21 protein-coding genes are annotated in these 25,058 nt (G+C 65.1%); 8 read left to right on the forward strand and 13 right to left on the reverse strand.

Annotated features, from left to right (window positions below):
* Positions 1 to 213: 213 nt before the first annotated feature.
* Both B2W55_RS13870 and B2W55_RS13875 read right to left on the reverse strand, forming a co-directional pair.
* Positions 214 to 1,170, reverse strand: a complete 957-nt coding sequence (locus tag B2W55_RS13870) for a DMT family transporter (RefSeq protein WP_024584686.1) — start codon at positions 1,168 to 1,170, stop codon at positions 214 to 216.
* Between the two features lie 157 nt (positions 1,171 to 1,327).
* Positions 1,328 to 1,813 (reverse strand): Fur family transcriptional regulator, encoded by a 486-nt coding sequence (locus tag B2W55_RS13875; protein WP_024584685.1) that lies wholly within the window; start codon positions 1,811 to 1,813, stop codon positions 1,328 to 1,330.
* 161 nt (positions 1,814 to 1,974) lie between these two features.
* Between B2W55_RS13875 and B2W55_RS13880 the strand changes: the two genes are divergently transcribed.
* The 4 genes from B2W55_RS13880 (at position 1,975) to B2W55_RS13895 (ending at position 6,821) form a co-directional block, all read left to right on the forward strand.
* Positions 1,975 to 2,454, forward strand: coding sequence for a MarR family winged helix-turn-helix transcriptional regulator (locus B2W55_RS13880; RefSeq protein ID WP_371412407.1), 480 nt, complete (start codon positions 1,975 to 1,977; stop codon positions 2,452 to 2,454).
* On the forward strand, positions 2,447 to 3,619 hold the full coding sequence (locus tag B2W55_RS13885; protein ID WP_024584683.1) for an HlyD family secretion protein: 1,173 nt from the start codon (positions 2,447 to 2,449) through the stop codon (positions 3,617 to 3,619). The genes B2W55_RS13880 and B2W55_RS13885 overlap by 8 nt, the downstream gene beginning before the upstream one ends.
* A gap of 88 nt (positions 3,620 to 3,707) precedes the next feature.
* On the forward strand, positions 3,708 to 5,264 hold the full coding sequence (locus tag B2W55_RS13890) for an MDR family MFS transporter (RefSeq protein ID WP_024584682.1): 1,557 nt from the start codon (positions 3,708 to 3,710) through the stop codon (positions 5,262 to 5,264).
* A gap of 246 nt (positions 5,265 to 5,510) precedes the next feature.
* Entirely contained in the window at positions 5,511 to 6,821 is a 1,311-nt protein-coding gene (locus B2W55_RS13895) for an ABC transporter substrate-binding protein (RefSeq protein ID WP_024584681.1), read from the forward strand.
* Positions 6,822 to 7,213: 392 nt separating this feature from the next.
* Here the strand turns inward: B2W55_RS13895 and B2W55_RS13900 are convergent, their stop codons facing one another.
* The 5 genes from B2W55_RS13900 to pcaF all read right to left on the reverse strand — a co-directional run bounded on the left by B2W55_RS13900 (position 7,214) and on the right by pcaF (position 11,931).
* A complete protein-coding gene (locus tag B2W55_RS13900; RefSeq protein ID WP_024584680.1) occupies positions 7,214 to 8,383 on the reverse strand; it encodes a Gfo/Idh/MocA family protein in 1,170 nt (389 codons plus the stop codon).
* A 16-nt stretch (positions 8,384 to 8,399) separates the two neighbouring features.
* Positions 8,400 to 9,248, reverse strand: a complete 849-nt coding sequence (locus B2W55_RS13905) for a shikimate dehydrogenase (protein WP_024584679.1) — start codon at positions 9,246 to 9,248, stop codon at positions 8,400 to 8,402.
* Positions 9,249 to 9,315: 67 nt separating this feature from the next.
* The gene (gene pcaG, locus B2W55_RS13910; RefSeq protein WP_024584678.1) at positions 9,316 to 9,915 is read right to left on the reverse strand and encodes a protocatechuate 3,4-dioxygenase subunit alpha; all 600 of its coding nucleotides are present in this window, start codon (positions 9,913 to 9,915) and stop codon (positions 9,316 to 9,318) included.
* On the reverse strand, positions 9,916 to 10,617 hold the full coding sequence (gene pcaH / locus B2W55_RS13915) for a protocatechuate 3,4-dioxygenase subunit beta (protein WP_024584677.1): 702 nt from the start codon (positions 10,615 to 10,617) through the stop codon (positions 9,916 to 9,918).
* 105 nt (positions 10,618 to 10,722) lie between these two features.
* On the reverse strand, positions 10,723 to 11,931 hold the full coding sequence (gene pcaF / locus B2W55_RS13920) for a 3-oxoadipyl-CoA thiolase (RefSeq protein ID WP_024584676.1): 1,209 nt from the start codon (positions 11,929 to 11,931) through the stop codon (positions 10,723 to 10,725).
* A 212-nt stretch (positions 11,932 to 12,143) separates the two neighbouring features.
* Here pcaF and mutS point away from each other — a divergent pair, with 212 nt between their 5' ends.
* Positions 12,144 to 14,873: a DNA mismatch repair protein MutS gene (mutS, locus tag B2W55_RS13925; RefSeq protein WP_024584675.1), complete on the forward strand. Its 2,730-nt coding sequence runs from the start codon at positions 12,144 to 12,146 to the stop codon at positions 14,871 to 14,873.
* Between the two features lie 91 nt (positions 14,874 to 14,964).
* Here mutS and B2W55_RS13930 read toward each other — a convergent pair whose 3' ends face one another.
* The 5 genes from B2W55_RS13930 to B2W55_RS13950 form a co-directional block, all read right to left on the reverse strand.
* On the reverse strand, positions 14,965 to 15,762 hold the full coding sequence (locus B2W55_RS13930; protein WP_024584674.1) for a hypothetical protein: 798 nt from the start codon (positions 15,760 to 15,762) through the stop codon (positions 14,965 to 14,967).
* A gap of 141 nt (positions 15,763 to 15,903) precedes the next feature.
* Entirely contained in the window at positions 15,904 to 16,413 is a 510-nt protein-coding gene (locus B2W55_RS13935) for an OsmC family protein (protein ID WP_024584673.1), read from the reverse strand.
* A gap of 57 nt (positions 16,414 to 16,470) precedes the next feature.
* Complete coding sequence (locus B2W55_RS13940; protein WP_024584672.1) at positions 16,471 to 17,256, reverse strand: ABC transporter ATP-binding protein; 786 nt, start codon at positions 17,254 to 17,256, stop codon at positions 16,471 to 16,473.
* Positions 17,256 to 18,092, reverse strand: a complete 837-nt coding sequence (locus B2W55_RS13945) for an ABC transporter permease (protein ID WP_024584671.1) — start codon at positions 18,090 to 18,092, stop codon at positions 17,256 to 17,258. Before B2W55_RS13945 ends, B2W55_RS13940 begins: the two co-directional genes overlap by 1 nt.
* 199 nt (positions 18,093 to 18,291) lie before the next feature.
* Positions 18,292 to 19,266, reverse strand: coding sequence for an aliphatic sulfonate ABC transporter substrate-binding protein (locus tag B2W55_RS13950; protein ID WP_024584670.1), 975 nt, complete (start codon positions 19,264 to 19,266; stop codon positions 18,292 to 18,294).
* Between the two features lie 198 nt (positions 19,267 to 19,464).
* Between B2W55_RS13950 and B2W55_RS13955 the strand changes: the two genes are divergently transcribed.
* On the forward strand, positions 19,465 to 22,257 hold the full coding sequence (locus B2W55_RS13955) for a [protein-PII] uridylyltransferase (RefSeq protein WP_024584669.1): 2,793 nt from the start codon (positions 19,465 to 19,467) through the stop codon (positions 22,255 to 22,257).
* Positions 22,258 to 22,386: 129 nt separating this feature from the next.
* Here B2W55_RS13955 and B2W55_RS13960 read toward each other — a convergent pair whose 3' ends face one another.
* Positions 22,387 to 22,911 carry a methylated-DNA--[protein]-cysteine S-methyltransferase gene (locus B2W55_RS13960; RefSeq protein WP_024584668.1) on the reverse strand — a complete coding sequence of 175 codons (525 nt, stop codon included), beginning with the start codon at positions 22,909 to 22,911 and terminating at the stop codon, positions 22,387 to 22,389.
* Positions 22,912 to 23,065: 154 nt separating this feature from the next.
* On the opposite strand from B2W55_RS13960, the gene B2W55_RS13965 reads away from it, so the two are divergent.
* Positions 23,066 to 23,428: a DUF1304 domain-containing protein gene (locus tag B2W55_RS13965; RefSeq protein ID WP_024584667.1), complete on the forward strand. Its 363-nt coding sequence runs from the start codon at positions 23,066 to 23,068 to the stop codon at positions 23,426 to 23,428.
* A 129-nt stretch (positions 23,429 to 23,557) separates the two neighbouring features.
* The gene (locus tag B2W55_RS13970) at positions 23,558 to 24,778 is read left to right on the forward strand and encodes an ABC transporter substrate-binding protein (RefSeq protein WP_043855229.1); all 1,221 of its coding nucleotides are present in this window, start codon (positions 23,558 to 23,560) and stop codon (positions 24,776 to 24,778) included.
* Positions 24,779 to 25,058: the final 280 nt, after the last annotated feature.

The raw sequence follows: 25,058 nt of genomic DNA on the forward strand, positions 1-25,058 counted from the left end.
GAATTTGCTAGTGAACGGGAACGCGGCCCCAACATCGCGCGACGACCGACATTCGGGGTAATGGGTCCTGGCTTTCGCCAGGACGACGGTGAGTGATTCCCCGTCGTCATTCCGGGGCGTGCGAAGCACGAGCCCGGAATCCATCAGGCCGCGTCGCTCGTAGGTGAATGGATTCCAGGCTCTCGCTGCGCGAGCCCCGGAATGACGAGGAGACTACGCCGGTACGTTCGGGTCCGGCGTCACCTTCGGATCCGGCTTGTTGACGAGGTAAAGCCCCGCGATCACCAGCAGCGCGGCGACGCCGAACACCGGGGTCAGGGTATCGTGCATGATGAAATAGGCCGCGACCACGCCGAACAGCGGCGTGATGAAGGTGAAGGCCGACAGCTTGCTCGCCGAATAGCTCTTCACCATCGCAAACCAGATCACGAAGGTGCAGCCTACCACCCAGACCGCCTGATAGGCCAGCAGCGAGATCGAAAGTGCGCTCGGCACATGCGCGATCCGCTCGCCGGCGATCCAGGCGGCGAGGCCGAGGATCGGGATCGAGATCGCAACCTGGTAGCCGAGCGCCTTTTCCGGCGCGACCTTGCGCAGGCTGGTGCCCTTGGCGACCAGCGTGGTCGCGGCCCACAGCGCGCCGCCGCCAACCACCATGAGGTCGCCGAGCAGCACCCTGGCATCGACATTGGGCTGCGGCACGCCGATCGCGAGCGCGACGCCGGCAAAGCTCAGCGCCAGCCCGCTCCATTGCACGGTCGAGAGACGCTCGCCGAGGAACTGGTGTGAGCCGAGCGCGACGAAGAACGGCGCGGTGTAGAGGAAGACCGAGGCCCGCGAGGCCGAGGTGAAGACCAGCCCGGTGAAGATCAGCACGAACTCGCAGCCGAACATCAACCCGGCGATCACGCCTGGCAGCAGCGTGCCGTCGCGCTCGAAGAATTTGACGCCGCGCAAATGGCCGACGATCAGCATCACCGGCAGCGCGCCGGAGGAACGGATCAGCGCCTGCAACATCGGCGGCACGTCGGGCAGCGCCAGCTTGACCGCGAGCTGGTTGAAGCCCCAGCTCACGCACAGCATCAGCATCAATGCGATGGCGCCGGGCGGCAACCCGTGGCCGACGCCGACAGGTCGCGTGACGTGGGCTGTGATCGCTTGGGTCGACATGTTTCCTCGCGGGCCGGCCTATCGGCCTGTTGTTGTTGGTATTCGCGTGTCGCCGGATCGTCATTGCGAGCGCAGCGAAGCAATCCATTTCACCACTTGCCGAGGCATGGATTGCTTCGGCGCTTCGCTCCTCGCAATGACAGGGAAGGGTCGAGGATCATTTCTGGCAGTGCGCGCAGGTGCCGGCGATCTCGACGACCGAGAGTTTCGGGATGAAGCCCGAGGCGCGCGCCGCCGCGGTCAGGCTTTGCGCGACGGGAGCGGCGGGGATCTCGCCGACTGAGCCGCAATGGTCGCAGATCAGGAACGCGACCATCGAGGTCTCGTCATGATCGTGGGCGCAGGCGAGGAAGGCGTTGCGGCTCTCGATGCGGTGCACGAGGCCGTTTTCCATCAGGAAGTCGAGCGCGCGATAGACGGTAATCGGTGCCGGTCGTGGCATCGTCTTGGCCAGCTCGTCGATCACCTCATAGGCGCCGAGCGGCCGGTGGCTCGACAGCAGCGCCTGAAGTACGTGGCGCCGGATCGGGGTGAATTTCTGGCCGCGGCGGGCGCAGACCTGCTCGGCATGCGCCATCGCGTCCGCGGCACAGCGGCCGTGGTCGTGATCGGGGGCAGGAAATGTCGGCTTGGCGAGGCTCATTACCCAATATGTAGCATTTTTGCGCTCATTCCCATAGCCCGACGCGGATCTTGAGATCGGCCTTGCAGCCATGTGTGCAATGCGGGGCAGCCCCCCGTTTACCCGGCATGAAGAATTCATAAGCAAGCTTATTATATCCCAAGCTTATGGAGGCAGAATCGATGCGCGGTTCCGTGGACGCGAACTTCATGTTTACGCTGGGCGAGTTGTTCCGGCTGATCCGCGTCTATGCGGACAAGGAAGCCGCGCGCTATGGCATCACCCGGGCACAATGGGCCGTGCTGTCGAAGGTGGAAAGGCAGGAAGGTCTGAAGCAGACCGAACTCGCCGAGCTGCTCGAGGTGCAGCCGATCACGCTGACGCGGCTGATCGACAAGCTCTGCGACAATGGCTGGATCGAACGCCGCAACGACGAGAACGACCGCCGCGTCAACCGCCTCTATCTGAAGAAGGCCGCCCGCCCGCTGCTCGGCAAGCTCGCCGGCCTGCGCTCCGAACTCACCGCGACCGCGCTCGAGGGCATCAGCCCGGCTGATGCGCATCGCCTGCTCACTCAATTGGAATCGATCAAGGAAAACGTTCGCAATGCCATCCAAAGCCCAGCCGGCGAGCCCTCCCGAAAGGAACAGCGCTATGGCTGACCCCGTCCTCAAACTCGCCCCCGAGCAGAAGAGCAATCCGGGCGCCCCTGCGCCGGAGACAACCGGCGAAGCGCCGCGCCGCGGCCTGATGGGCGGCCTGCGGCGCCATCGCCGCACGCTGCTGCTGGTCGTGCTGCCGACCGTGGCTGCGATCGGCGGCATCGTGTTCTATCTCAATGGCGGACGCTATGTCGGCACCGACGACGCCTATGTCGGCGCGCAGAAGGTGCTGATCACGCCGGAAATCTCCGGCAAGATCGACAAGATCGTCGTGAAGGAAGGCCAGCACGTCAAGAAGGGCGACGAGCTGTTCGAGATCGACCCGGTGCCGTTCCGCCTCGCAGTGGCGCAGGCCAAGGCCGCGCTCGACCAGACCAGAACGGCCTATGACAACCTGGTCGACAACATCAAGATCAACACCAAGATGCTGGAATTCGCTCAGCAGAGCATCGAGCTGAAGAAGCGCGACGTCGATCGCAAATCGACCCTCGCCAAACAGAATTTCGGCTCGCAGCTCGATCTCGACAATGCGGCCAACGCGCAAGTCACCGCCGAGAGCCTGGCGCAATACATCAAGCAGCAGATCTCAAAGGACAAGACGCAGCTGCTCGGCGATATCGACCTGCCGATCGAGCAGTTCCCGCCCTACGCCCAGGCCAAGGCCAAGCTCGACGACGCACAGCGCAATCTCGATCACACCGTGCTGCGCGCGCCGATGGACGGCGTCGCAACGCAGGTCGACCAGATCCAGCTCGGCCGCTTCGTCGCAGCGGGCGCGCCGGTATTCTCGGTGATCGATGTCGACCATCCCTGGGTCGACGCCAATCCGAAGGAAAGCGACTTCACCTATGTCGCGGTCGGCCAGCCGGTGTCGCTCGACGTCGACGCGTTCCCGAACCACGAGTTCAAGGGCAGGATCGGCTCGCTGTCGCCCGGCACCGGCGCGCAGTTCGCGATCCTGCCGCCGCAGAACGCCACCGGCAATTTCGTCAAGGTGGTGCAGCGCGTGCCGGTGCGGATCTATTTCGACGAGAACGATCCGTTCGTGAAGAAGCTGAAGGCCGGCATGAGCGTCTATGCGACGATCGACACCAACCATCGCCGCAGCCTGGCCGGCCTGCTCGGACTGGGCTCGGCCGCGGCGCACCCGGATCATCAGGACTGAGATCGAGCAAGATCGAAGCCCAGCGCGCCACCTCTCCCCGTCGGGAAGAGGTGGTCTAAACCACGGCTTACAAGCGGGACTGAACTGAATGAATGCACCGTCACCATCCGCCGTCCCCGGCATGCGCCGGAACATGGTGACGATCTGCGCCATGACCGCGACGATCATGCAGGCGCTCGACACCACGATCGCCAACGTCGCGCTGCCCTATATGCAGGGCTCGCTGTCGGCCTCGCAGGACCAGATCAACTGGGTGTTGACCTCCTACATCGTCGCAGCAGCCATCATGACCGCGCCGGTGGGCTGGATCGCCAACCGCTTCGGCCGCAAGCGCATCCTCATCATCTGTTCGGCCGGCTTCACCGTCGCCTCGGTATTGTGCGGCCTGGCGCAGGACATCAACCAGATGGTGCTGTTCCGCCTGCTGCAAGGCGTGTTCGGCGCGGCGCTGGTGCCGCTGTCACAGGCCGTGATGCTCGACTCCTACGCGCTGCATGAGCGCGCCAAGGCAATGTCGATCTGGGGCATGGGCGTGATGATGGGCCCGATCATGGGGCCGTCGCTGGGCGCCTGGCTGACCGAGACCTATTCCTGGCACTGGGTGTTCTTCGTCAATTTGCCGTTCGGCTTCTTCACGGTGCTGGGCCTGATCATCTTCATGGACGAGACCAAGCAGGACCTCAATTTGCGTTTCGACTGGTTCGGCTTCGGTGCGCTCGCCATTGCGATCGGCGCACTGCAACTCGCGCTCGACCGCGGCGAGCAGCTCGGCTGGCTGGAATCCAACGAGATCATGATCGAGTTCATCGTCTCGGCGATCGGCTTCTATTATTTCTTCGCCCATTCGTTGACGACCAGCCGGCCGTTCATCCAGTTCGCGCTGTTCAAGGACAAGAATTTCCTCGGCGGCTGCGTGTTCATGACCGTGATGGGCCTCGTGCTGTATTCGACCATGGCGCTGTCCTCGCCTTACCTCCAGAACGTGGTCGGCTATCCGATCATCACCGCGGGCCTGCTGCTCGCAAGCCGCGGTTTCGGCACCTTCGTCGCGATGATGCTGGTCGGCCGGCTGATGCGCTATATCGAGGCGCGGACGCTGATCATCTCCGGCCTGGCACTGACCGCGGCGTCGCTGTTCCAGATGACCGGCTGGACCGACATGACGCAGGCGACCGAAATCATCGTCGTCAGCGTGATCCAGGGCTTCGGCTTCGGCCTGGTGTTCGTGCCGCTGTCGACGGTGGCGTTCCTGACGCTGCCGGGCCATCTGCGCACCGACGGCACCTCGATGCTGACGCTGCTGCGCAACGTCGCGAGCTCGGTCGGCATCTCGATCGTGATCGCGCAGCTGACGGAAGGCTCGCGGCGAATCTACGCCAAGCTGTCGGAGCAGATCACCCCGTTCAACCACGCGCTGCAGATGCCCGACGTGTCGGGCATGATCAACCTCAACACCGACGCCGGTCGCGCGATGGCCGACCGCATGGTCGCCGCGCAGTCGCAGATCATCGCGTTCTCGCACGACTACCAGCTGGTGATGATCTTCATCCTGGTCTCGATCTCGCTCGCCATCATGATCGGCTCCACCAAGGCCGCGCTGCGCAAGCAGACGGCCCCGTCGGACCATGCCGCAGTGATGGAGTAGGTACTTTTCGTCATTCCGGGGCGTGCGAAGCACGAGCCCGGAATCCATCGGGCCACAGACGTCGAGGATGAATGGATTCCGGGCTCTCGCTTCGCGAGCCCCGGAATGACGAACGGAGAGAGGCTGCCTCAACCCCCTCCCAAAGCGCAAGGCGCCGCACCGGCAATCGCGTTGACTTTCCCCGGTCGCCTCCCAATACTCCGCAAAAAATGCCCGTCGCAAATGACGGCTTCAGGGGAGGACGCGATGCCGACTTCACGCAGGACGCTGCTGAAGACTTCTGCGGCTGCCGCCGCTGCTTTCAGTTTCGATTGGACACGGGCACAGGCGCAGGCCGAAGCGGTCCGCATCGGCGTGATCTACGACCTGACCGGCCCGTTCGCCGCCGGCGGCTCGGTCGCCTCCTCGATCGGCACCCAGATCGCGATCGATCTCGTCAACGAGAAGGGCGGCGTCGGCGGCAAATACAAGATCGCGCCGGTCAATGTCGATTCCCAGAGCAAGCCTGATGTCGCGATCAACGAGGCCAACCGGCTGATCGACCAGGGGAAGGTCGACATCCTCAACGGCGTGTTCGCGAGCTCGCACGCGGTGCCGCTCGCCGCCAAGGTCGAGCAGCAGAAGCGCATCCTCTGGATCACGACCGCGGTCTCGACCGCCGTGTTCAAGGACAAGAACCTGCACTATGTGTTCCGTGCGCAGATCCATTCCGACCAGTACGGCCAGGCCTTTGGCGGCTTCCTCGCGGAGCACGCCAAGGCCAGGCTCGGCATGGAGCCAAAGGACGTCAAGGTCGCGCTCATCCATGAGGACGGTCCCTACGGCGTCGGCGTTGCCGCCGCCGACGAGATGTTCGCCAAGGAAGCCGGACTACAGGTCGTGCTCAAGGAAGGCTATTCGGCCTCCGCCCCCGATCTCTCGGTGCTGGTGACCAAGCTGAAGCGCGCCAAGGCCGACATCATCTCGCATGCCGGCTACAACCCCGACATCACGCTGTTCTTGCGCCAGGCGCGCGAGAGCGGGCTGAAGTTCAAGATGCTGTTCGGCGCCGGCGCCGGCTACAGCCAGCTCGACAAGCTGCGCACGACGTTCGGCGCCGACATCGACAATTTCTGCAACATCGACCCGGTGCCGGCGCAGTTGCTCGATCCCGCCAAGCTGGCGCCCGGGGTCGGCGACCTCACCAAGGTGATGGTTACGCGCTATCGCGAGAAGACCAGCGCCACCGAAGTGCCGCCGCACTGCTCGATGGGCTTCAACCAGACCTGGATCCTGCTCAACAATGTACTGCCGGTCGCCAAGGAGAAATATGGCGGCTTCGATCCCGAGGCGATCCGCAAGGCGGCGCTCGACGTCGACATCCCGCCCGGCGGCACCATCCAGGGCTATGGCGTGAAATTCTATCCGCCGGATACGCCGATGTCGGGCCAGAACGAGCGCTCGACGCCAGTCGTGATGCAGAACGCCGGCGAGCGCATCACCGTGGTGTGGCCGACCAATATTCGCACGCAAGACCCGGTGTTTCCGCTGCCGAAGGGTTCGGTGTACGGGGCTTAGGGTTACGGATTGCAGCGGCGGAGCACACCCTCTCCCCTTGTGGGTGAGGGTGGCTTCGATGCTCTGCATCGAAGCCGGGTGAGGGGTTCTCTCCGCGAATGACGTCTCGCGGTTGAGTATGCGGTGACAATCCCTCATCCGGCGCGCTGCGCACGCCACCTTCTCCCACAAGGGGAGAAGGGAGAACGGCACGCCGCTAGACTGGCGGGTGATCCTTGTCCTGGCTGGTTGGCAATCATCCCCGTCATCCTGAGGAGCCCGCACTTGCGGGCGTCTCGAAGGATCGACGGCCACCGGCCGGGCCGTTCATCCTTCGAGACGCGCTACGCGCTCTCAGGATGACGGGTCTGGCGTGGCACACGCGAGAAAGTCGTCTCGCTGCTGTCCGTGACCTACAACACCACCCGCCTGCCCTCGTCGGCCGCCCAATAGCCGGCGTAGTTCACTTTCGTCGTCTCATACGCCAGCGCGAGATCGGCGAGCGGCTGCCGGCCGGTCGCCACGCATTCCATGAAGTCCTGGATCTCCTGCAGATAGCCGCGGGTCCATTCCTCCTCGAGGCAGACATATTGCCAGCCGGTTTTGCGGTCGACCTTCTCGGTGATGTAGACCGACGCGAGCTTTTCCTCTGATGTCTGGTAGCTCGTCAGATGCGTGTTCGGCGTGATGTTGGCGAACAGCGAGCCGCCGCTCGTATAGGTCTCGATCAGATTACGCACGCCGCCCATGATCATGTCGCCGGAGAACACCGTGGCCTTGGTGCTGTCGGAGAACGTCGCGGTCAGCGTGCCCCAATCCTCGACGTCGACCGGGTTGGCCTTGATGTAGACGCGCTCCGCCGGCTTGAGGGCGGCGGTGACATTGCCGACATCGCAGGTGACGCTGGCAACATTGATGGTCTCGCCGCGGGCCTTGGCCTCGACCTGCTTGAGATGGAGCACCGCTGACAGCGGATGGCAGCCCATCCGGATCAAGGAGCCGCCGCCCGTCATCGCCCATTGCGCGGCATGCGCCGCATGCGAGCCGGAATGGCTCTCCTCGCCCTTCATGAACAGGATCTTGTCTTTGGTGGCGCGGACGATCTCCGCGGTCTTGGTGATCGCCGGCGCGTAGATCCAGTCCTCGGCATACATGAAGAGCTGCCCGGTCCGCTCGATCGCGGCGCGGGTCACCTCCATCTCCTCCATCACGCGCTGATACATCAGCGCCTTCGGCACATGCCTGCCGATCGGCACCTTGTCGCCGGGCTGTCCGAAATAGCCGCTGAACGGCTTTTCGCAGATCACGTGCTTGCCGCGTTGCATGGCCTCGACGATCATCGCAGCATGCAGGTTGGGCGGCGTACAGATGTCGATGACGTCGATATCGGCGTCGGCAACCAGTTCGGCAAAGCTGCGACAGGCGTTGGGGATCTGGTGCTTGCGCGCGAACTCATCGACGTGATCGCCGCGTGCCGCGACCGCCCTCACCTCGACATCGACGCCATAGACGCGCCGGTAAGCATACATGTGCAGCTCCGAGACGAAGCCGCAGCCGGCCAGACCGATCCTGATTTTTTTCATTGACTGTCTCCGCCCTTCACGGCGCAGCGTAGCGCGCAGCCATCACCGCGTCGAACGCATTTGCCATCACGTCATGCGGCGGCGCCATCCCCGTGAACAGCCTGAACGCATCGGCGGATGCGTTGATCGCAAGCACGCGTCCGGTCAGGACGCTTGCGCCCCTGACCTTGGCGGCGGTCAGCAGCGGCGTCCAGAGCGGCGTATAGACCGCGTCGGCGACCCACATTGACGGATGCAACAGCGCCTCCGGCACCGGCGTAGCGCGGCTCGGCAGCATGCCGACCGGCGTCGCATTGATGAGACCTACGGCCCCTTGCACCGCCGCCTCGACGCTGGCAGCGCGGACCGCATGACGATCGCGCAATTGGGTCGCGAGCTGTGCGGCCTTTGTCGCATCGGCATCGAAGATCCGGAGCTCGGCGGCGCCGAGGCCGGCAAGTGCGAAGGCGATCGCCTTGCCGACGCCACCGGCACCGATCAGCGCGATCGGGCCATGCGGCGTGGCGGCGAGCAGCGGTCCGATCGCACGGGCAAAGCCCGTGGCATCGGTGTTGTGCCCGACCAGACGCGCGCCATTGACGACGATGGTGTTGACCGCGCCGATCGCGCGCGCATCCGGCGTGAGGTCATCGGCGAGGTCGACGACCGCTTCCTTGTAGGGAAAGGTGACGTTGACGCCGGCAAAGCCGAGCCGCCTGATGCCGTCCAGCATTGCGCGCAGATCGTCGCGCCCAGCGCCCTTCACCTCGATGAGATGGTAGTGGCAATGGACGCCGAGCGCGGCGGCGGCCCGCTCGTGCATCGCAGGCGCCGCCGAATGCGCGATCGGATAGCCAATCAGGCCGGTCAGCAAGCGGTCGCGCATTGTCCCTCACAGGGCCGTGCCCGGCTCATGCGGTCGAGCCGAGCATAGCTACCTTCTGAGACACAAATCAAACGTCGAAGAACACCGTTTCGTTGTCGCCCTGGAGATGGACGTCGAACCTGTAGACGTTGCCGGCAGCGGCCTTCTTGGCGATCAAGGTGGCGCGGCGATCGGCCGGCACCAGCGCCAGCACGGAATCGCCGGCGTTGGCCGCCTCGTCGTCGAAATAGATCCGCGTGTAGAGATGCAGCAGCATGCCGCGCGCGAACACCGCCAGCACGATGTGCGGCGCCTGCGGCTTGCCGTCGGCATCCGGCACCACGCCCGGCTTGATGGTGTCGAAGGCATAGCCCCCGCTCTCGTCGGTGCCGACGCGGCCGAATCCCTTGAAGCTCGAATTGGGCAGCGCGCGCTTGTCCTGCGGATCGCAGAAGCGGCCCTGGCTGTCGGCCTGCCAGATCTCCAGCATGCAGTCGGGGATCACGGCGCCGTCGCCGTCATAGACCTTGCCCTCGACGCGGATGCGCTCGCCGGATGTATCAGGCGTCAGCAGATTGTTGGTGAAGGCGTCGTTCCATTCGTATTCGCCGTTCGGCGTCAGGCCGTATTTGAAATAGGGGCCGACGGTCTGCGAGGGCGTGATTCCATCAGGACGCTGGTTCGACACTTACTTGGTCTCCATCGGCGTGGCGTTGCGCCCGCGCAGCACGATATCGAAGCGGTAGCACAGCGCCCATTCCGGCTTGGTGTTGTCGAGATCGAACGACGAGATCATCCGCGCCCGCGCTTTCTCGTCGGTCACCGAATTGAAGATCGGGTCGAACGGAAACAGGGGATCGCCGGGGAAATACATCTGCGTCACCAGACGCGAGACGAAGGAGTGTCCGAACACCGAGAAGTGGATGTGCGCGGGTCGCCACGCATTGTGGTGATTGCCCCACGGATAGGCGCCGGGCTTGATGGTGATGAACTTGTAATAGCCCTTGTCGTCGCTCTGCGTCCGGCCGGCACCGGTGAAGTTCGGATCGAGCGGCGCTGGATGCTGATCGACGACATGGACGTAGCGGCCGCAGGCATTGGCCTGCCACAGCTCGACCAGCGCGTTCGGCACGCCGCGGCCATCCTCGTCGAGTACATGGCCGTGCACGATGATGCGCTCGCCGAGCGGCTCGCCCTTGGCCTGGATGGTGAGGTCGTTGTCGTGCTCGCGCACCGTCTCATGACCGTAGACCGGTCCGGTCAGTTCCGAGAGCGTGTGCCGCATCGGGATCAACGGCTTCGAGGGCGCGCGCTTCACGGTGGAGCGATAGTCCGGCGACAGCCGCGCCGGATGAGCCGCAAGCGATTGCAGCGGATACAACAGGGTCATGGCGAAGTCCTCCGCGGCCCACGCGCCCGGTGAGCTCACTTCAGATCATTATAGTGCATAACCAAATTGGGGAAGGGCTGTTTTCAGCCCTTCCAAGCTATTGGATTAATTCAACTTTTCGATCGCGACCGCGACGCCCTGGCCGACCCCGACGCACATAGTTGCCAAGGCAAGCTTCCCGCCCCGCTTCTCCATGCCGTGCACGGCGGTCAGGACCAGCCGCGCGCCGCTCATGCCGAGCGGATGGCCGAGCGCGATCGCGCCGCCATGCGGATTGACGAAATCGGCGTCTTCCTTGACCCCGAGCTGACGCAGGCAGGCGATGCCCTGCGAAGCGAAGGCCTCGTTGAGCTCGATCAGGTCGAAGTCCGACACCTTGATACCGAGCCGCTCGACCAGCTTCTTGGTCGCCGGCACCGGGCCGATGCCCATGATGCGCGGCGGCACCGCGGCCGATGCGAGGCCGAGGATCTTTGCACGCGGGGTCAGGCCGTGCCGCTTCACCGCCGCCTCCGAAGCCAGGATCATCGCAGCCGCGCCATCATTGACGCCGGACGCATTGCCCGCAGTCACCGTGCCCGGATTGCGCACGATCGGCTTCAGTTTTGCCAGTCCTTCGAGCGTGGTCTCGGGACGCGGATGCTCGTCCTTGTCGACGGTGATCGGGCCGGCCTTGCCGCCGGGCACCTGGACCGGGACGATCTCCTCGGCGAAATAGCCCGACGCGATCGCCGCGCCGGCGCGCTGCTGCGAGCGGATCGCCATCGCGTCCTGATCGGCGCGCGACACCTGGAATTCCTCGGCGACGTTCTCGCCGGTCTCCGGCATCGCATCGACGCCGTACTGCGCCTTCATCAGCGGATTGATGAAGCGCCAGCCGATCGTGGTGTCATAGATATCGGACGAGCGCGAGAAGGCTTCCGCGGCCTTGCCCATCACGAACGGTGCGCGCGTCATCGATTCGACGCCGCCCGCGATCGCGAAATCGATCTCGCCGGCGCGGATGGCGCGGCCAGCGGCGCCGACCGCATCGAGGCCCGAGGCGCAGAGCCGGTTCAGGGTCTGGCCGGGAACCGACTCCGGCATACCGGCGAGCAGCAGCGCCATGCGCGCGACGTTGCGGTTGTCTTCACCGGCCTGGTTGGCGCAGCCAAAATAGACCTCGTCGACCTCGTTCCAGTTGAGCGTCGGGTGCTTGGCCATCAGCGCCTTGATCGGGGCCGCCGCCAGATCGTCGGCACGCACCTTCGCGAGCGAACCGCCGAAACGGCCGATCGGGGTCCGGACGGCATCGCAAATGAACACATCACGCATTGAATCTCTCCCTGAATGCCGCGACTTAGGCGTTGGATCGGCTGGAACTTGAAGGGAGTTTTAGGAGCGTGCCCGCGGCAGGTCAATTGACCCGGCCGCGCGGCCCGCACGCATTACCGTGAGGACTGTCATAAAGGCACCGTGGACAGGGTGGAAAACCTCGTCTCCTCGGATATGACCGCGCGGCGAAATTCTGTAGTTTCCGCCTCCTCATGACGATCCAACAGCCCATCCCCGCTCCGCCCGAATCCGCTCCTGCCGCCGAGGCGCCGTCGCGCGTCACGCCGATGATGGAACAGTATCTGGAGATCAAGGCCGCGCATCCTGGCCTGCTGCTGTTCTACCGGATGGGCGATTTCTACGAGCTGTTCTTCGAGGATGCCGAGATCGCCTCCAAGACGCTCGGCATCGTGCTGACCAAGCGCGGCAAGCATCAGGGCATGGACATCCCGATGTGCGGCGTGCCGGTCGAGCGCTCGGAAGACTACCTGCATCGCTTGATCGGCGCCGGACATCGTGTCGCGGTGTGCGAGCAGACCGAAAATCCTGCCGAGGCCAAGGCCCGCGGCAACAAGAGCGTGGTCCGCCGCGGCGTGGTGCGGCTGGTGACGCCGGGAACGCTGACCGAAGACACGCTGCTCGACGCCCGCACCAACAACTATTTGATCGCGATCGCGCGCGCCCGCGGCTCGGCCGGTGCCGACCGGCTCGGGCTCGCCTGGATCGACATCTCGACCTCCGAATTCATGGTGACGGAATGCGCGACCGCGGAGCTTGCCGCGACCTTGGCGCGCATCAATCCGAACGAGGCGATCGTCACCGACGCGCTTTACAGCGACAATGAGCTGGCACCGACCCTGCGCGAGCTGCCATCGGTGACGCCGCTGACCCGCGACGTGTTCGACAGCGCCACCGCCGAGCGGCGGCTGTGCGACTACTTTGCCGTCGCGACGATGGATGGCCTATCGGCGATGTCGCGGCTGGAAGCGACGGCCGCAGCCGCCGCGGTCACCTATATCGATCGCACCCAGGTCGGGAAGCGCCCGCCGCTGTCACCGCCGGCGCGCGAGGCCGCCGGCACCACGATGGCGATCGATCCGGCGACCCGCGCCAACCTGGAACTGACGCGCACGCTCGCCGGCGAGCGCCGCGGCTCGCTGCTCGATGCGATCGACTGCACCGTGACCGCGGCCGGCTCGCGTCTGTTGGCGCAGCGGCTTGCCGCGCCGCTCACCGATGTTGCCGTGATCACGCGCCGGCTCGATGCCGTCTCTGCCTTCGTCGCAGATTCGGCGGCGCGCGAGGACGTCAGGACGGTGCTGCGCGCGGCGCCGGACATGTCGCGCGCGCTGGCGCGGCTCTCGGTCGGCCGCGGCGGCCCACGCGATCTCGCGAGCCTGCGCGACGGCATCCTTGCCGCCGATCAGGCGCTGGAGCTGCTGGCGCTGCTTGCCGATCCGCCAGCCGAGGTTTCGACCGTGATGGCGGCCTTGCGGCGCCCTTCGCGCGACCTGGCGCAGGAATTCTCCCGCGCGCTGTCCGAGCAATTGCCGCTGATCAAGCGCGACGGCGGCTTCGTCCGCGAGGGCTATGAGGCCGCGCTCGACGAAAGCCGCAATCTGCGCGATGCCTCGCGCCTCGTCGTCGCCGCGATGCAGGCGCGCTATGCCGAAGACACCGGCATCAAGACGCTGAAGATCCGGCACAACAATGTGCTGGGTTATTTCGTCGAGGTCACCGCGCAACACGGCGACAAGCTGTTTGCGCCGCCGCTGAACGCGACCTTCATCCACCGCCAGACGCTGGCGGGACAGGTGCGTTTCACCACCGCCGAGCTCGGCGAGACCGAAGCCAAGATCGCCAATGCCGGCGAGCGTGCGCTCAATCTCGAGCTCGAGATCTTCGAGCGGCTGAGCGCGATGGCGCTCGCGGCCAGCGACGATCTGCGCAACGCCGCGCATGCCTTTGCGATGCTCGACGTCGCGACCTCGCTGGCGAAGCTCGCGATCGACGACAATTACGTGCGGCCGGACGTCGACGGCTCGCTCGGCTTTGCGATCGAGGGCGGCCGCCATCCGGTGGTCGAACAGGCGTTGAAGCGCGACGGCCAGCCGTTCATCGCCAATGCCTGCGATCTCTCCCCGGCACCGGCACAAAAATCCGGCCAGCTCTGGCTGATCACCGGTCCGAACATGGCCGGTAAATCGACCTTCCTGCGCCAGAACGCGCTGATCGCGCTGCTTGCTCAAATCGGCAGCTATGTGCCGGCGTCGCGGGCGCGGCTCGGCATCGTCGACCGGCTGTTCTCGCGCGTCGGCGCCGCCGACGATCTGGCGCGGGGACGTTCGACCTTCATGGTCGAAATGGTCGAGACCGCCGTGATCCTCAACCAGGCCAGCGAGCGGTCGCTCGTCATTCTCGACGAGATCGGCCGCGGCACTGCGACCTTCGACGGCCTCTCGATCGCCTGGGCCGCGATCGAGCATCTGCACGAGAGCAACCGCTGCCGCACGCTGTTTGCCACCCACTATCACGAACTGACCGCGCTCTCGGCCAAACTGCCGCGGATGTTCAACGCCACGGTGCGGGTCAAGGAATGGCAGGGCGACGTCGTGTTCCTGCACGAGGTGCTGCCCGGCTCCGCCGACCGCTCCTACGGCATCCAGGTCGCGAAGCTCGCCGGCCTGCCGCCCGCGGTGATCACCCGCGCCAAATCGGTGCTGGCAAAACTCGAAGCCCAGGACCGCGGCCAGACCGCGCGCGCACTCGCCGACGATTTGCCGCTGTTCGCCGTCCCCTCCCGCGCCGCCGCCGAAGACAAGCCGCCGAGCGAGGCCGAGTTGCTGGTGGAAGCCGTGAAGGCGCTGCACCCCGACGAAATGTCGCCGCGCGAAGCGCTGGATGCGCTGTATGCGCTGAGGGCGAAGCTGCCGAAACAATAAAGGTGCCGTAGGGTGGGTTAGCGAAGCGTAACCCACCGCTTCTTGCGCGAGACGTGGTGGGTTACGCCTTCGGCTAACCCACCCTACGATTCTACGCCTTCGCCTTCCTCCGGCCGAGCTGCCACAGCGCCAGATTCCACGCGATGCAGGTGGCGAGCGCGCAGCAGAGACCGATCGCTGAGCCGAATTGCAGCACCGCGACATGCAGCACGGCGATGCCGAGGCCAAAGCCGAGCAGGCCCCAGGCGCTGTTGGCGAGCACGGCGGCGGTGGCGGGGCCGCCGATGCGCGGATGCAGGATCAGCATCATCGGGGAGAACACGATCGGAAACAGCGCGATCACACCGGTGACCCGCGGGCCGACCCAGGTGGACGCGGTGACCACGGTGCCGACCAGGCTCGCGACCAGCGCGGCGCGCAGCGGAATGTCGTACCAGCGCCGCGCGATCAGCGGCATCTTGGCGACGTGGCGGTAGGGCTTGAGCAAGGGAATGCAGATTGCGAACGCAATGGCATTGAGGATCAGCCCGCCAGTCAGCGTCCACGCGAACTGGCGGATGATGGTGCCGAGTACGAGCCACAACGCGATCGCGCTTCCCGCGCTGATCCACATGCTGCGGCGCTGCGCCAGCACGGCGTAGGTGAGCCCCATGAAGATCGTCGCCGCATTGACCGGCAGGCTCGAGAGCGCGCCCTCGGCGATGAAGGCGGCGTCATGGTCGAGCGCGAGGAAGGTGTAGGATGGCCCCGCCGAGATCGGCAACGTCGCGATCAGCGCGCCGATCACCGGTCCCGAACGTTCCGTGATGATGGACGCACTGACCACGAACGCGGCCGCAACCGCCATGCGCAGGACGAGGAGCAGGATGAAGTGGAGGTCGGGGGACATTCGATTCGTCGTCCCGGGCAAGCGAAGCGCGACCCGGGACCCATAACCACGACTGTTCGTTGAGAGCGAAAGCCGTTGAACAGCGGAGCTTGAAACGATGGGATACGGCGTATGGGCCCCGGCCTTCGCCGGGGCGACACGCTACACCCGCTGCATCGAGACCGAAACCTTCGGGCCGTTCTTGATGGTCTGATAGACCACGCAATAGCGCTCGGTGAGCTTCAGCAAGAGATCGAGCTTGTCCTGCGGCGCGTCGGTACCGACGTCGAAGCGCAGGCGGATCTCGCGGAAGCCGACCGGCGCCTCCTTGTCGACGCCCAGCGTGCCGCGGAAATCGAGATCGCCCTCGGCGAACACGTTGCCGACCTTCAGTGGCACCTCGACCGCGGTCGCGACCGATTTCAGCGTGACGCCGGCGCAGGCGACCAGCGCCTCCAGCAGCATGTCGCCGGAGCAGAGTTCGAGCCCGGAGCCGCCGGTGGCGGGATGCAGGCCGGCGACCGCGAGCGCGCGGCCGGTCTCGACCTTGCAGGACAGGCTTTCATTGTCGATCGTGCCCTTGGCCTTCAACGTGATCACGGCGGCCTGGGGGTCGGTCTTGTAGCGCTCCTTGATCGGAGCCTGCATTGCGCGGAGTTCGGCGGAGTCCATGGTCTTGTCTCCCGGCTGTTTTTCTTTATGCCGGTGTAAGGCCTTGGCGCGCCGATGTCACCACCACATCGCCTCGCCGGCGCTGGATTTGTCCGTGACGTCACGCACCGAACGGTCCAGCGAGCGGTCGAGCGCGGTCAGCACGCGGCGCTTGAAGCTGTCGAACAGTTCCGATTTGCGGTCGCGCGGCCGCGCCAGGTTGATGGTGATCTCTTCGAACAGCCGGCCCGGCCGCGGCCGCATCACCAGCACGCGGTCGGCCAGCACCACGGCCTCGTCGACGTCATGGGTGACCAGGATCAAGGTGGGACGGGTGTCGGCCCAGAGATCGAGCAGGTGATCCTGCAAATCGCGCCGCGTGAAGGCATCGAGCGCCGAGAACGGCTCGTCGAGCAGCAGCACTTCGGGCTGCGGCACCAGCGCGCGGGCGATCGCGACCCGCTGCGCCTGTCCGCCAGAGAGTTCGCGCGGCCAGGCTGTCGCCTTGTCGGAAAGACCGACGCGGGCCAGCGCCGCGGCAATCCGTTGGCGCCTGATGTCGGCCGGCAGATCGGCAAGGCCGAAGCCGATATTATCGGCGACGCTGAGCCAGGGCAGCAGCCGCGGCTCCTGGAAGATGATGCCAATCTTGGCGTGCGGCGAGGTGATGACCGCATTGTCGAGCGAGACCGAGCCCGTGGTCGCGCGATCGAGGCCGGCGATGGCGCGCAGCAAGGTCGACTTGCCGCAACCGGAACCGCCGATGATGGCGATGATCTCGCCGGGCGCAATCTCGGCCGAGACGCGTTCCAGCGCGTGGACACCGTTCGGATAGGTCTTGCCGACTTCTCTCAACGCCAGCATCAGGCCCCTCCCCGCGCGCCGAACGCATCCTGCCAGCGCAGCAGCGGCGCGGCGGCGACCTCGATCAGCCAGTCGGTGAGCTTGCCGAGGATCGCGAAGATCACGATCGCGGCGAGGATCTGCGCCGGCTTGCCGAGCTGTTGGCCGTCGAGCAGCAGATAGCCGAGGCCTTCGGAGGCGCCGATCAGTTCGGCCGCGACCACGAACATCCAGCCCAGGCCGAGCCCGACCCGCAGCGCCACCACATAGGCCGGCAGCACGGCCGGCAACAGGATGCGGCGGATCATGGCAGGCCCGGACAGCCGGAACACGCGGCCGACCTCGACGATCTTGCGATCGACCGAGAGGATCGCGCCCATCACGCCGAGGTAGATCGGAAAGAACACCCCGACCGCAATCAGCGCGACCTTCGAGGTCTCGAAGATGCCGAGCCAGAGCACGAACAGCGGCACCCAGGCGAGCGACGGGATCGCGCGCAGCGCCTGTACAGTCGGGTCAAGCAGCCGCTTGGCGAAATCCCAATAGCCGGAGACCGCACCCATGATGGTGCCGGCGACCACGCCGAGCGCAAAGCCCGCGCCGACCCGCCACAAGGTCGCGAGGATATGGCGCGACAGTTCGCCGCTCCTGGCGAGATCGACGATGGTCTGGAACACCTTCGACGGCGGCGGCACCAGGCGGCCGTTGGAATAGCCGAGATCGACGATCAATTCCCAGCCGAGCGCGAGCACGACCGGCACCAAAAGACCGAGCACCGGGCGCGCAAGACGCGTCCATCTGGCCGACGCCGGACGCGGCGCGGCCGTCTGTTCCAGCGCGGGCAGGTCAACGGTCATGGCCATAGCAAGAACTATTCTTCCGGCGGGATTGCAAGGTGGGGACGCCCGGCTCTATCCCCCGTCGTCCCGGCGAAGGCCGGGACCCATAACCACAGGACGTGGGGACGGAGCGAGCTGGGGCCACAGCCTTGTTCAACAACAGAGCCTTGTGGTTATAGGTCCCGGATCGCGCTTCACTTGTCCGGGACGACAGCGGTCAGTTGGTCGGCAGCGGGACCTGATCGTCGATCAACGAATCGACCGCTGCCTTCACGTCGGTCTTGGCGTCGATCACGCCCGCCTGCTGCAAGGCGAGGCCGGCGGCCAAAATCGACTCGCGTTGGGCGCTACCGATGCGGCTGTGGGTCAGCTCGGTGCGTTCCTTGAGCTGCTTGTCGACCACGGCGTCCGGCAGCTTGGTCACCGCGATGAAGGTCTCCTTCAGCTCGTCATAGTTTGCCAGCGAGTATTTCCGCGCCTCCTCATAGGTAGCGAGCACCCGGCGGACGATGTCCGGGTGGTCCTTCAGGAACTGCTCGCGGACATTGAGGATGCCCCAGGTGTTGGCGTCGGGGTTGCGATAGAACAGCTTGGCGCCCTCCTCGACCTCGGCTTGCGCCATCATCGGATCGAGGCCGGCCCAGGCGTCGACATCGCCGCGGATCAGCGCGGTCTTGCCGTCGGCATGCTGCAACAGCACCGGCGTGATGTCCTTTTCGGTCAGACCGGCACCGAGCAGCGCGCGGACCAGGAAGATGTGCGGGTCGGTGCCGCGGGTCACCGCGACGCGCTTGCCCTTGAGGTCGGCGACGGACGCGATCCTGGAGTCCTTGGTGGTGACCAGCGCGGTCCATTCGGGACGCGAATAGACATAGATCGATTTGATCGGGTTACCGTTGATCCTGGCGACCAAAGCGGCCGAGCCCGCGGTCGAGCCGAGATCGATCGAACCGGCGTTGAGGAATTCGAGCGCCTTGTTGGAGCCGGCCGACTGCACCCAGACGATGCTGATGCCGTCCTTGGCGAACTCCTTCTCCAGGAGGCCCTTCTGCTTCAGCACCATCGACACCGGATTGTAGGTCGCCCAGTCGATCCGGATCTCCTTCAGCGCATCGGCGGCGAACGCCGCGCCGGGCAACAATGTCGAGACCGCGAGCAGCGCAGCGAAGGCGCGCCGGGAAAATTTGTGCATTCGTCGATCTCCTCGATCAGATTAAGAAACAGTCTTTTCATTCAATGAGTTAGACTTGCGGTCAACGAGAAAATCTCTACCTTTTGTCGAGCGGTGCGAGAACCATCTTGCTCGAAGCGCAGGCGAAACAGCATGGAGCTGCTGTCGTTATACTTTGGTCAGTGACAGCAACAGCTCCGTCCGATATCGGATGAGCGTATGGACAGCGTCGTAGCCGAGACCCGCCCTGAAGCGGACGATCGTTTCGAGACCGCGCGGATCACCGCGGCGGTCAATGCACTCGCCGAGCAACATGCCGGCCGCGAGGACCAGTTCCGCGCCGCGATGGCGCAGCTGCTCAAGGCCGAACTGATCGCGGCGCGCGCCAAGGCGCAGGCACTGCTGCTGAAGGACCGTCACGGCCGCCGCTGCGCCGAACGGCTGTGCTTCGTGCAGGATGAGATCATCCGCATCCTGTATGCGGCAGCGACCCGGCATCTCTACCACTCGCCGATCCCCTCGGGCGCCGAGCGCATGGCCGTGGTCGCGACCGGCGGCTATGGCCGCGGACTGATGGCGCCGGAGTCCGACATCGATCTGTTGTTCATCCTGCCCTACAAGCAGACCGCCTGGGGCGAGCAGGTCGCCGAAGCCATTCTCTATTGCCTCTGGGACATGGGGCTGAAGGTCGGCCACGCCACCCGCTCGGTCGATGAGTCGATCCGCCAGGCGCGCGGCGACATGACGATCCGCACCGCGATCCTGGAGACCCGGTTCCTGACCGGCGACCAGCCGCTGTATGACGAGCTGGTCGAGCGCTTCGACAAGGAGGTGGTGCAGGGCACCGCGGCGGAATTCGTCACCGCCAAGCTCGCCGAGCGCGAGGAGCGGCATCGCCGCGCCGGCCAGTCGCGCTATCTGGTCGAGCCCAACGTCAAGGACGGCAAGGGCGGGCTGCGCGACCTGCACACGCTGTTCTGGATCGCCAAATACGTCTACCGCGTGCGCGAGACCGACGAGCTGTTGGAACGCGGCGTGTTCGACGCGCAGGAGTACCGCACCTTCCGCCGCTGCGCCGACTTCCTGTGGTCGGTGCGCTGCAACCTGCACTTCTTCGCCGGCCGCGCCGAGGAGCGGCTGTCGTTCGACATGCAGCGCGAGATCGCGGTCCGGCTCGGCTACACCTCGCATCCCGGCATGCAGGACGTCGAGCGCTTCATGAAGCACTACTTCCTGATCGCAAAGGACGTCGGCGACCTTACCGCGATCCTGTGTGCCAAGCTCGAGGAAGAGCACAACAAGCCGGCGCCGGTGCTGAGCCGGATGGTGGCGCGGCTGCGGCCCGGCACCAAGCGGCGGCGGGTTAACGGTAGCGACGACTTCATCGTCGACAACAACCGCATCAACCTCGCCGCGCCCGACGTGTTCAAGCACGATCCGGTCAATCTGATCCGGATCTTCCGCCTCGCGCAGCAGAACAACCTCGCCTTCCATCCCGACGCGATGCGCACGGTGACGCGCTCGCTCAAGCTGATCAACACCCAGCTCCGCGAGAACGACGAAGCCAACCGCCTGTTCATGGAGATCCTGACCTCCGACAATGCGGAGACCGTGCTGCGGCGGATGAACGAGACCGGCGTGCTCGGCCACTTCATCCGCGCCTTCGGCAAGATCGTGTCGATGATGCAGTTCAACATGTACCACCACTACACGGTGGACGAGCATCTGATCCGCTGCATCGGCTTCCTCCAGGATATCGAACGCGGCGGCAACGAGGAGTTCGTGGTCGCCAGCGACCTGTTCCGCAAGATCCGTCCCGAGCATCGCCCGGTGATCTACATTGCGACGCTGTTGCACGACATCGCCAAGGGCCGCCCCGAGGACCATTCGATCGCCGGCGCCAAGGTGGCGCGACGGCTGTGCCCGCGGCTCGGCTTCTCCGCCGCCGACACCGAACTGGTGGCGTGGCTGATCGAGGAGCATCTGACGATGTCGACGGTAGCGCAATCGCGCGATCTGTCGGATCGCAAGACCATCGAGAATTTCGCCGCTGTGGTGCAATCGGTCGAGCAGATGAAGCTGCTGACGATCCTGACCACCGCCGATATCCGCGGCGTCGGCCCCGGCGTCTGGAACGGCTGGAAGGCGCAGCTGTTGCGCACGCTGTATTACGAGACCGAGCCGGTGCTGACCGGCGGCTTCTCGGAAGTCAACCGGGCCCAGCGCATCGCGGTGGCACAGGCCGAATTTCGCCGCGCCTTCACCGAATGGCCCGAGGTCGAGCTCAACGCCTATATCGGCCGGCACTACCCGGCCTACTGGCTCAAGGTCGAACTGCCGCGCAAGATCCGCCAGGCGCGCTTCATCCGCGCCAGCGAGCAGGCCGGGCACAAGCTTGCGATCAATGTCGGCTTCGACGAGATCCGCGCGGTCACCGAGCTGACGATCCTGGCGACCGACCATCCCTGGCTGCTGTCGATCATCGCGGGCGCCTGCGCGTCGGCCGGCGCCAACATCGTCGACGCCCAGATCTACACCACGACCGATGGCCGCGCGCTCGACACCATCTCGATCTCGCGCGAATACGACCGCGACGACGACGAGGGCCGCCGTGCCACCCGGATCGGCGAGATGATCGAGCAGGTGCTGGAAGGCAAGCTCAGGCTGCCCGAGGCGGTGGCGAAGCGCGCGGTGCGCAGCAAGGCGCGGCCGTTCATCGTCGAGCCCGAGGTGACCATCAACAACCAGTGGTCCGACCGCTACACCGTGATCGAGGTCTCCGGCCTCGACCGTCCCGGCCTGCTGTACCAGCTCACGACCGCGATCTCGAAGCTCAACCTCAACATCGCCTCCGCCCATGTCGCGACGTTCGGCGAACGCGCCCGCGACGTGTTCTATGTCACCGATTTGCTCGGCGCCCAGATCACCGCGCCGACCCGGCAGTCGGCGATCAAGAGCTCGCTGCTGCATTTGCTGGCGAGCGAGGACCAGGCCGCGAAGCCGGCGGCGTGAGAGCCAAACTCTCTCCACGCGTCATTCCGGGGCGCGCGTAGCGCGAGCTCGGAATCCATCGGGCCGCGCGATTTGTGGTGCAATGGATTCCGGGCTCTCGCTTCGCGAGCCCCGGAATGACGAGGGGGGCTAAACCTCCACCCCCTCGTGCCTTAGCAGCCAGCGCTTCCTCTCCAGCCCGCCGCCATATTTGACCAGCGAGCCATTGGCGCCGATCAGGCGGTGACACGGCACGACGACGCTGATCGGGTTCGAGCCGTTGGCATGGCCGACCGCGCGCATCGCGTTCGGCACTTTCAGCCTCACAGCCAGTGCGCCGTAGCTCATGGTGGTACCGGGAACAATCTTCGGCAACGCGTGCCAGACCTTCTGCTGGAATGCGGTGCCGGCGACGCGCCACTCGACATCCGTGAGCCGATCGAGGTCGCCCTTGAAGTAATCGCCAAGCGCCTTGCGCATCGCGGCCGGCGCGCGGCCGTCCCGCAAGGTCACCACGCCATAATGCAGCCGCAGCAGATCGAGCATCCGCCCCTCATAATCGTCCCAGTCGAGCGCGCGCAGCACGCCGTCATCATCGGTCACCAGCAATGCGGCGCCGATCGGGGTCTTGAGCCGATCGAGGTTGAAGGTCTGTGCGGTCTTGCGGTCGGCCATGGTCGTCGCTCTGGAGTGGGTCGCTCGGCATACAATTGACCGTCCGCATGCTAGCGTCCACCCGAATTCCGTTGGGCGCAGTTGCGAGCGAAATGGACATCGGCTCGCGTGAACACAACGCATCATTACGAGAAATTGAGCTGGGGGCCGAACGATGCTTTTGCTTGCGAATATCCTGGTCGCGGTGGTCGCCGCGCTGCACATTTATTTCCTGGTGCTCGAGATGTTTCTGTGGACCAGGCCGCTCGGACTGAAGACCTTTCGCAACTCGCTCGAGAAGGCAACCGACTCGGCGGTGCTGGCTGCCAATCAGGGGCTCTATAACGGCTTCCTCGCCGCCGGGCTGATCTGGGGCCTGGTGCACGGCAATCCCGGCTTCGCATTCCAGATCAAGACATTCTTCCTGCTCTGCGTGATCGTCGCCGGTGCCTATGGCGCCGCCACCGTAAGCCGGCGCATCCTCTATGTGCAGGCCGCACCCGCGGCGTTGACGCTGATGCTGCTGTGGCTGGTGTGACGCGACATCGCGCGCAGGGTGCATCGCCTTGCAATGCAAGCGCCCTTCCTCCATCATCCCTGGCAACGGTGACATCCGCTGGCCCACCGCTTGCGGACAAGATCATCGGCAACATGGGAGGTCACGGACATGAGGAGCGTGCAATTGCTCGCTGCGACAGCGCTTGCCATCGCGTTGTCGGTTACATCGGCCGCCGCACAGAAGAAATACGACATCGGCGCAACCGACACCGAGATCAAGATCGGCCAGACCGTGCCGTTCTCGGGCCCCGCCTCTGCCTATGCCGGCATCGGCAAGACCCAGGCGGCCTATATGAAGATGATCAACGATCAGGGCGGCATCAACGGCCGCAAGCTGAACCTGATCCAGTATGACGACGCCTATTCGCCGCCAAAGGCGGTCGAGCAGGTGCGCAAGCTGGTCGAGGGCGACGAGGTACTGTTCACCTTCCAGATCATCGGCACGCCGTCGAATGCCGCCGTGCAAAAGTATCTGAATGCCAAGAAGGTGCCGCAGCTGCTCGCCTCGACCGGCGCGTCCCGCTTCTCCGATCCACAGAACGCGCCGTGGACGATTGCGTTCAACCCGAACTACCAGTCCGAAGGGCGTATCTACGCCAAATACATCCTCGCCAATCACCCCAACGCCAAGATCGGCATCTTCTACCAGAACGACGATCTCGGCCGCGACTACATCACCGGCCTGAAGAGCGGGCTCGGCGACAAGGCCGCCAGCATGATCGTCGCCGAGGTCTCCTATGAGCTGACCGACCCGACCGTCGATTCCCAGATCGTCAAGCTGAAGGCCGCGGGCGTCGACCTGCTCTACGACGCGTCGACGCCGAAATTCGCGGCGCAGGCGATCCGCAAGGTCGCTGACCTCGACTGGCACCCGGTGCACATCCTCGACATCAACGCGAGCCCGGTGTCGGCGACCTTGAAGCCGGCCGGCCTCGACATCTCCAAGGGCATCATCTCGACCAATTACGGCAAGGATCCCGCCGACCCGCAATGGAAGGACGATCCCGGCGTGAAGGCCTATTTCGCCTTCATGGACAAATATTACCCGGAGGGCGACAAGCTCAACACCGTCAACACCTATGGCTACTCGACGGCCGAGCTGTTGATCCAGGTGCTCAAGCAGTGCGGCGACAACCTCACCCGCGAGAACCTGATGAAGCAGGTGACCAGCCTGAACAAGTTCGTCCCGAGCCTGGCGCTGCCCGGCATGTCGATCACGACGGGTCCGAACGACTATCGCATCAACAAGCAGATGCAGATGATGAAGTTCAACGGCGAGCGCTGGGAGCTGTTCGGCCCGATCATCGAGGACACCGGGCCGGCGGGCTAGGTCGGGCCGCTGCGCAGACGGCCTTCCGGTTCAACCCGTCGAACACCTTGTCCGGTGTCATCACCCGCGCACTCTCGTCCCGGCGAAAGCCGGGACGACAGTGAAGTGCTGGTCCAGCTTCGACCTTCCTTTTTTGCGTCGCCCCCTACTTTCGTTGACTGAAAACGCTCGCCTTTTCGGCATTGCTCGTCTTGCGTCGCAGCAAGCGTTCCGCCAGTATCCCGGCCCAGCGATGGCGACCGCGGGACCTTGAACCCGCGGGAAAGATCATCGGCCAAAC

It is taken from the genome of Bradyrhizobium sp. UBA2491 (assembly GCF_002341725.1).
GTDB lineage: Bacteria > Pseudomonadota > Alphaproteobacteria > Rhizobiales > Xanthobacteraceae > Bradyrhizobium.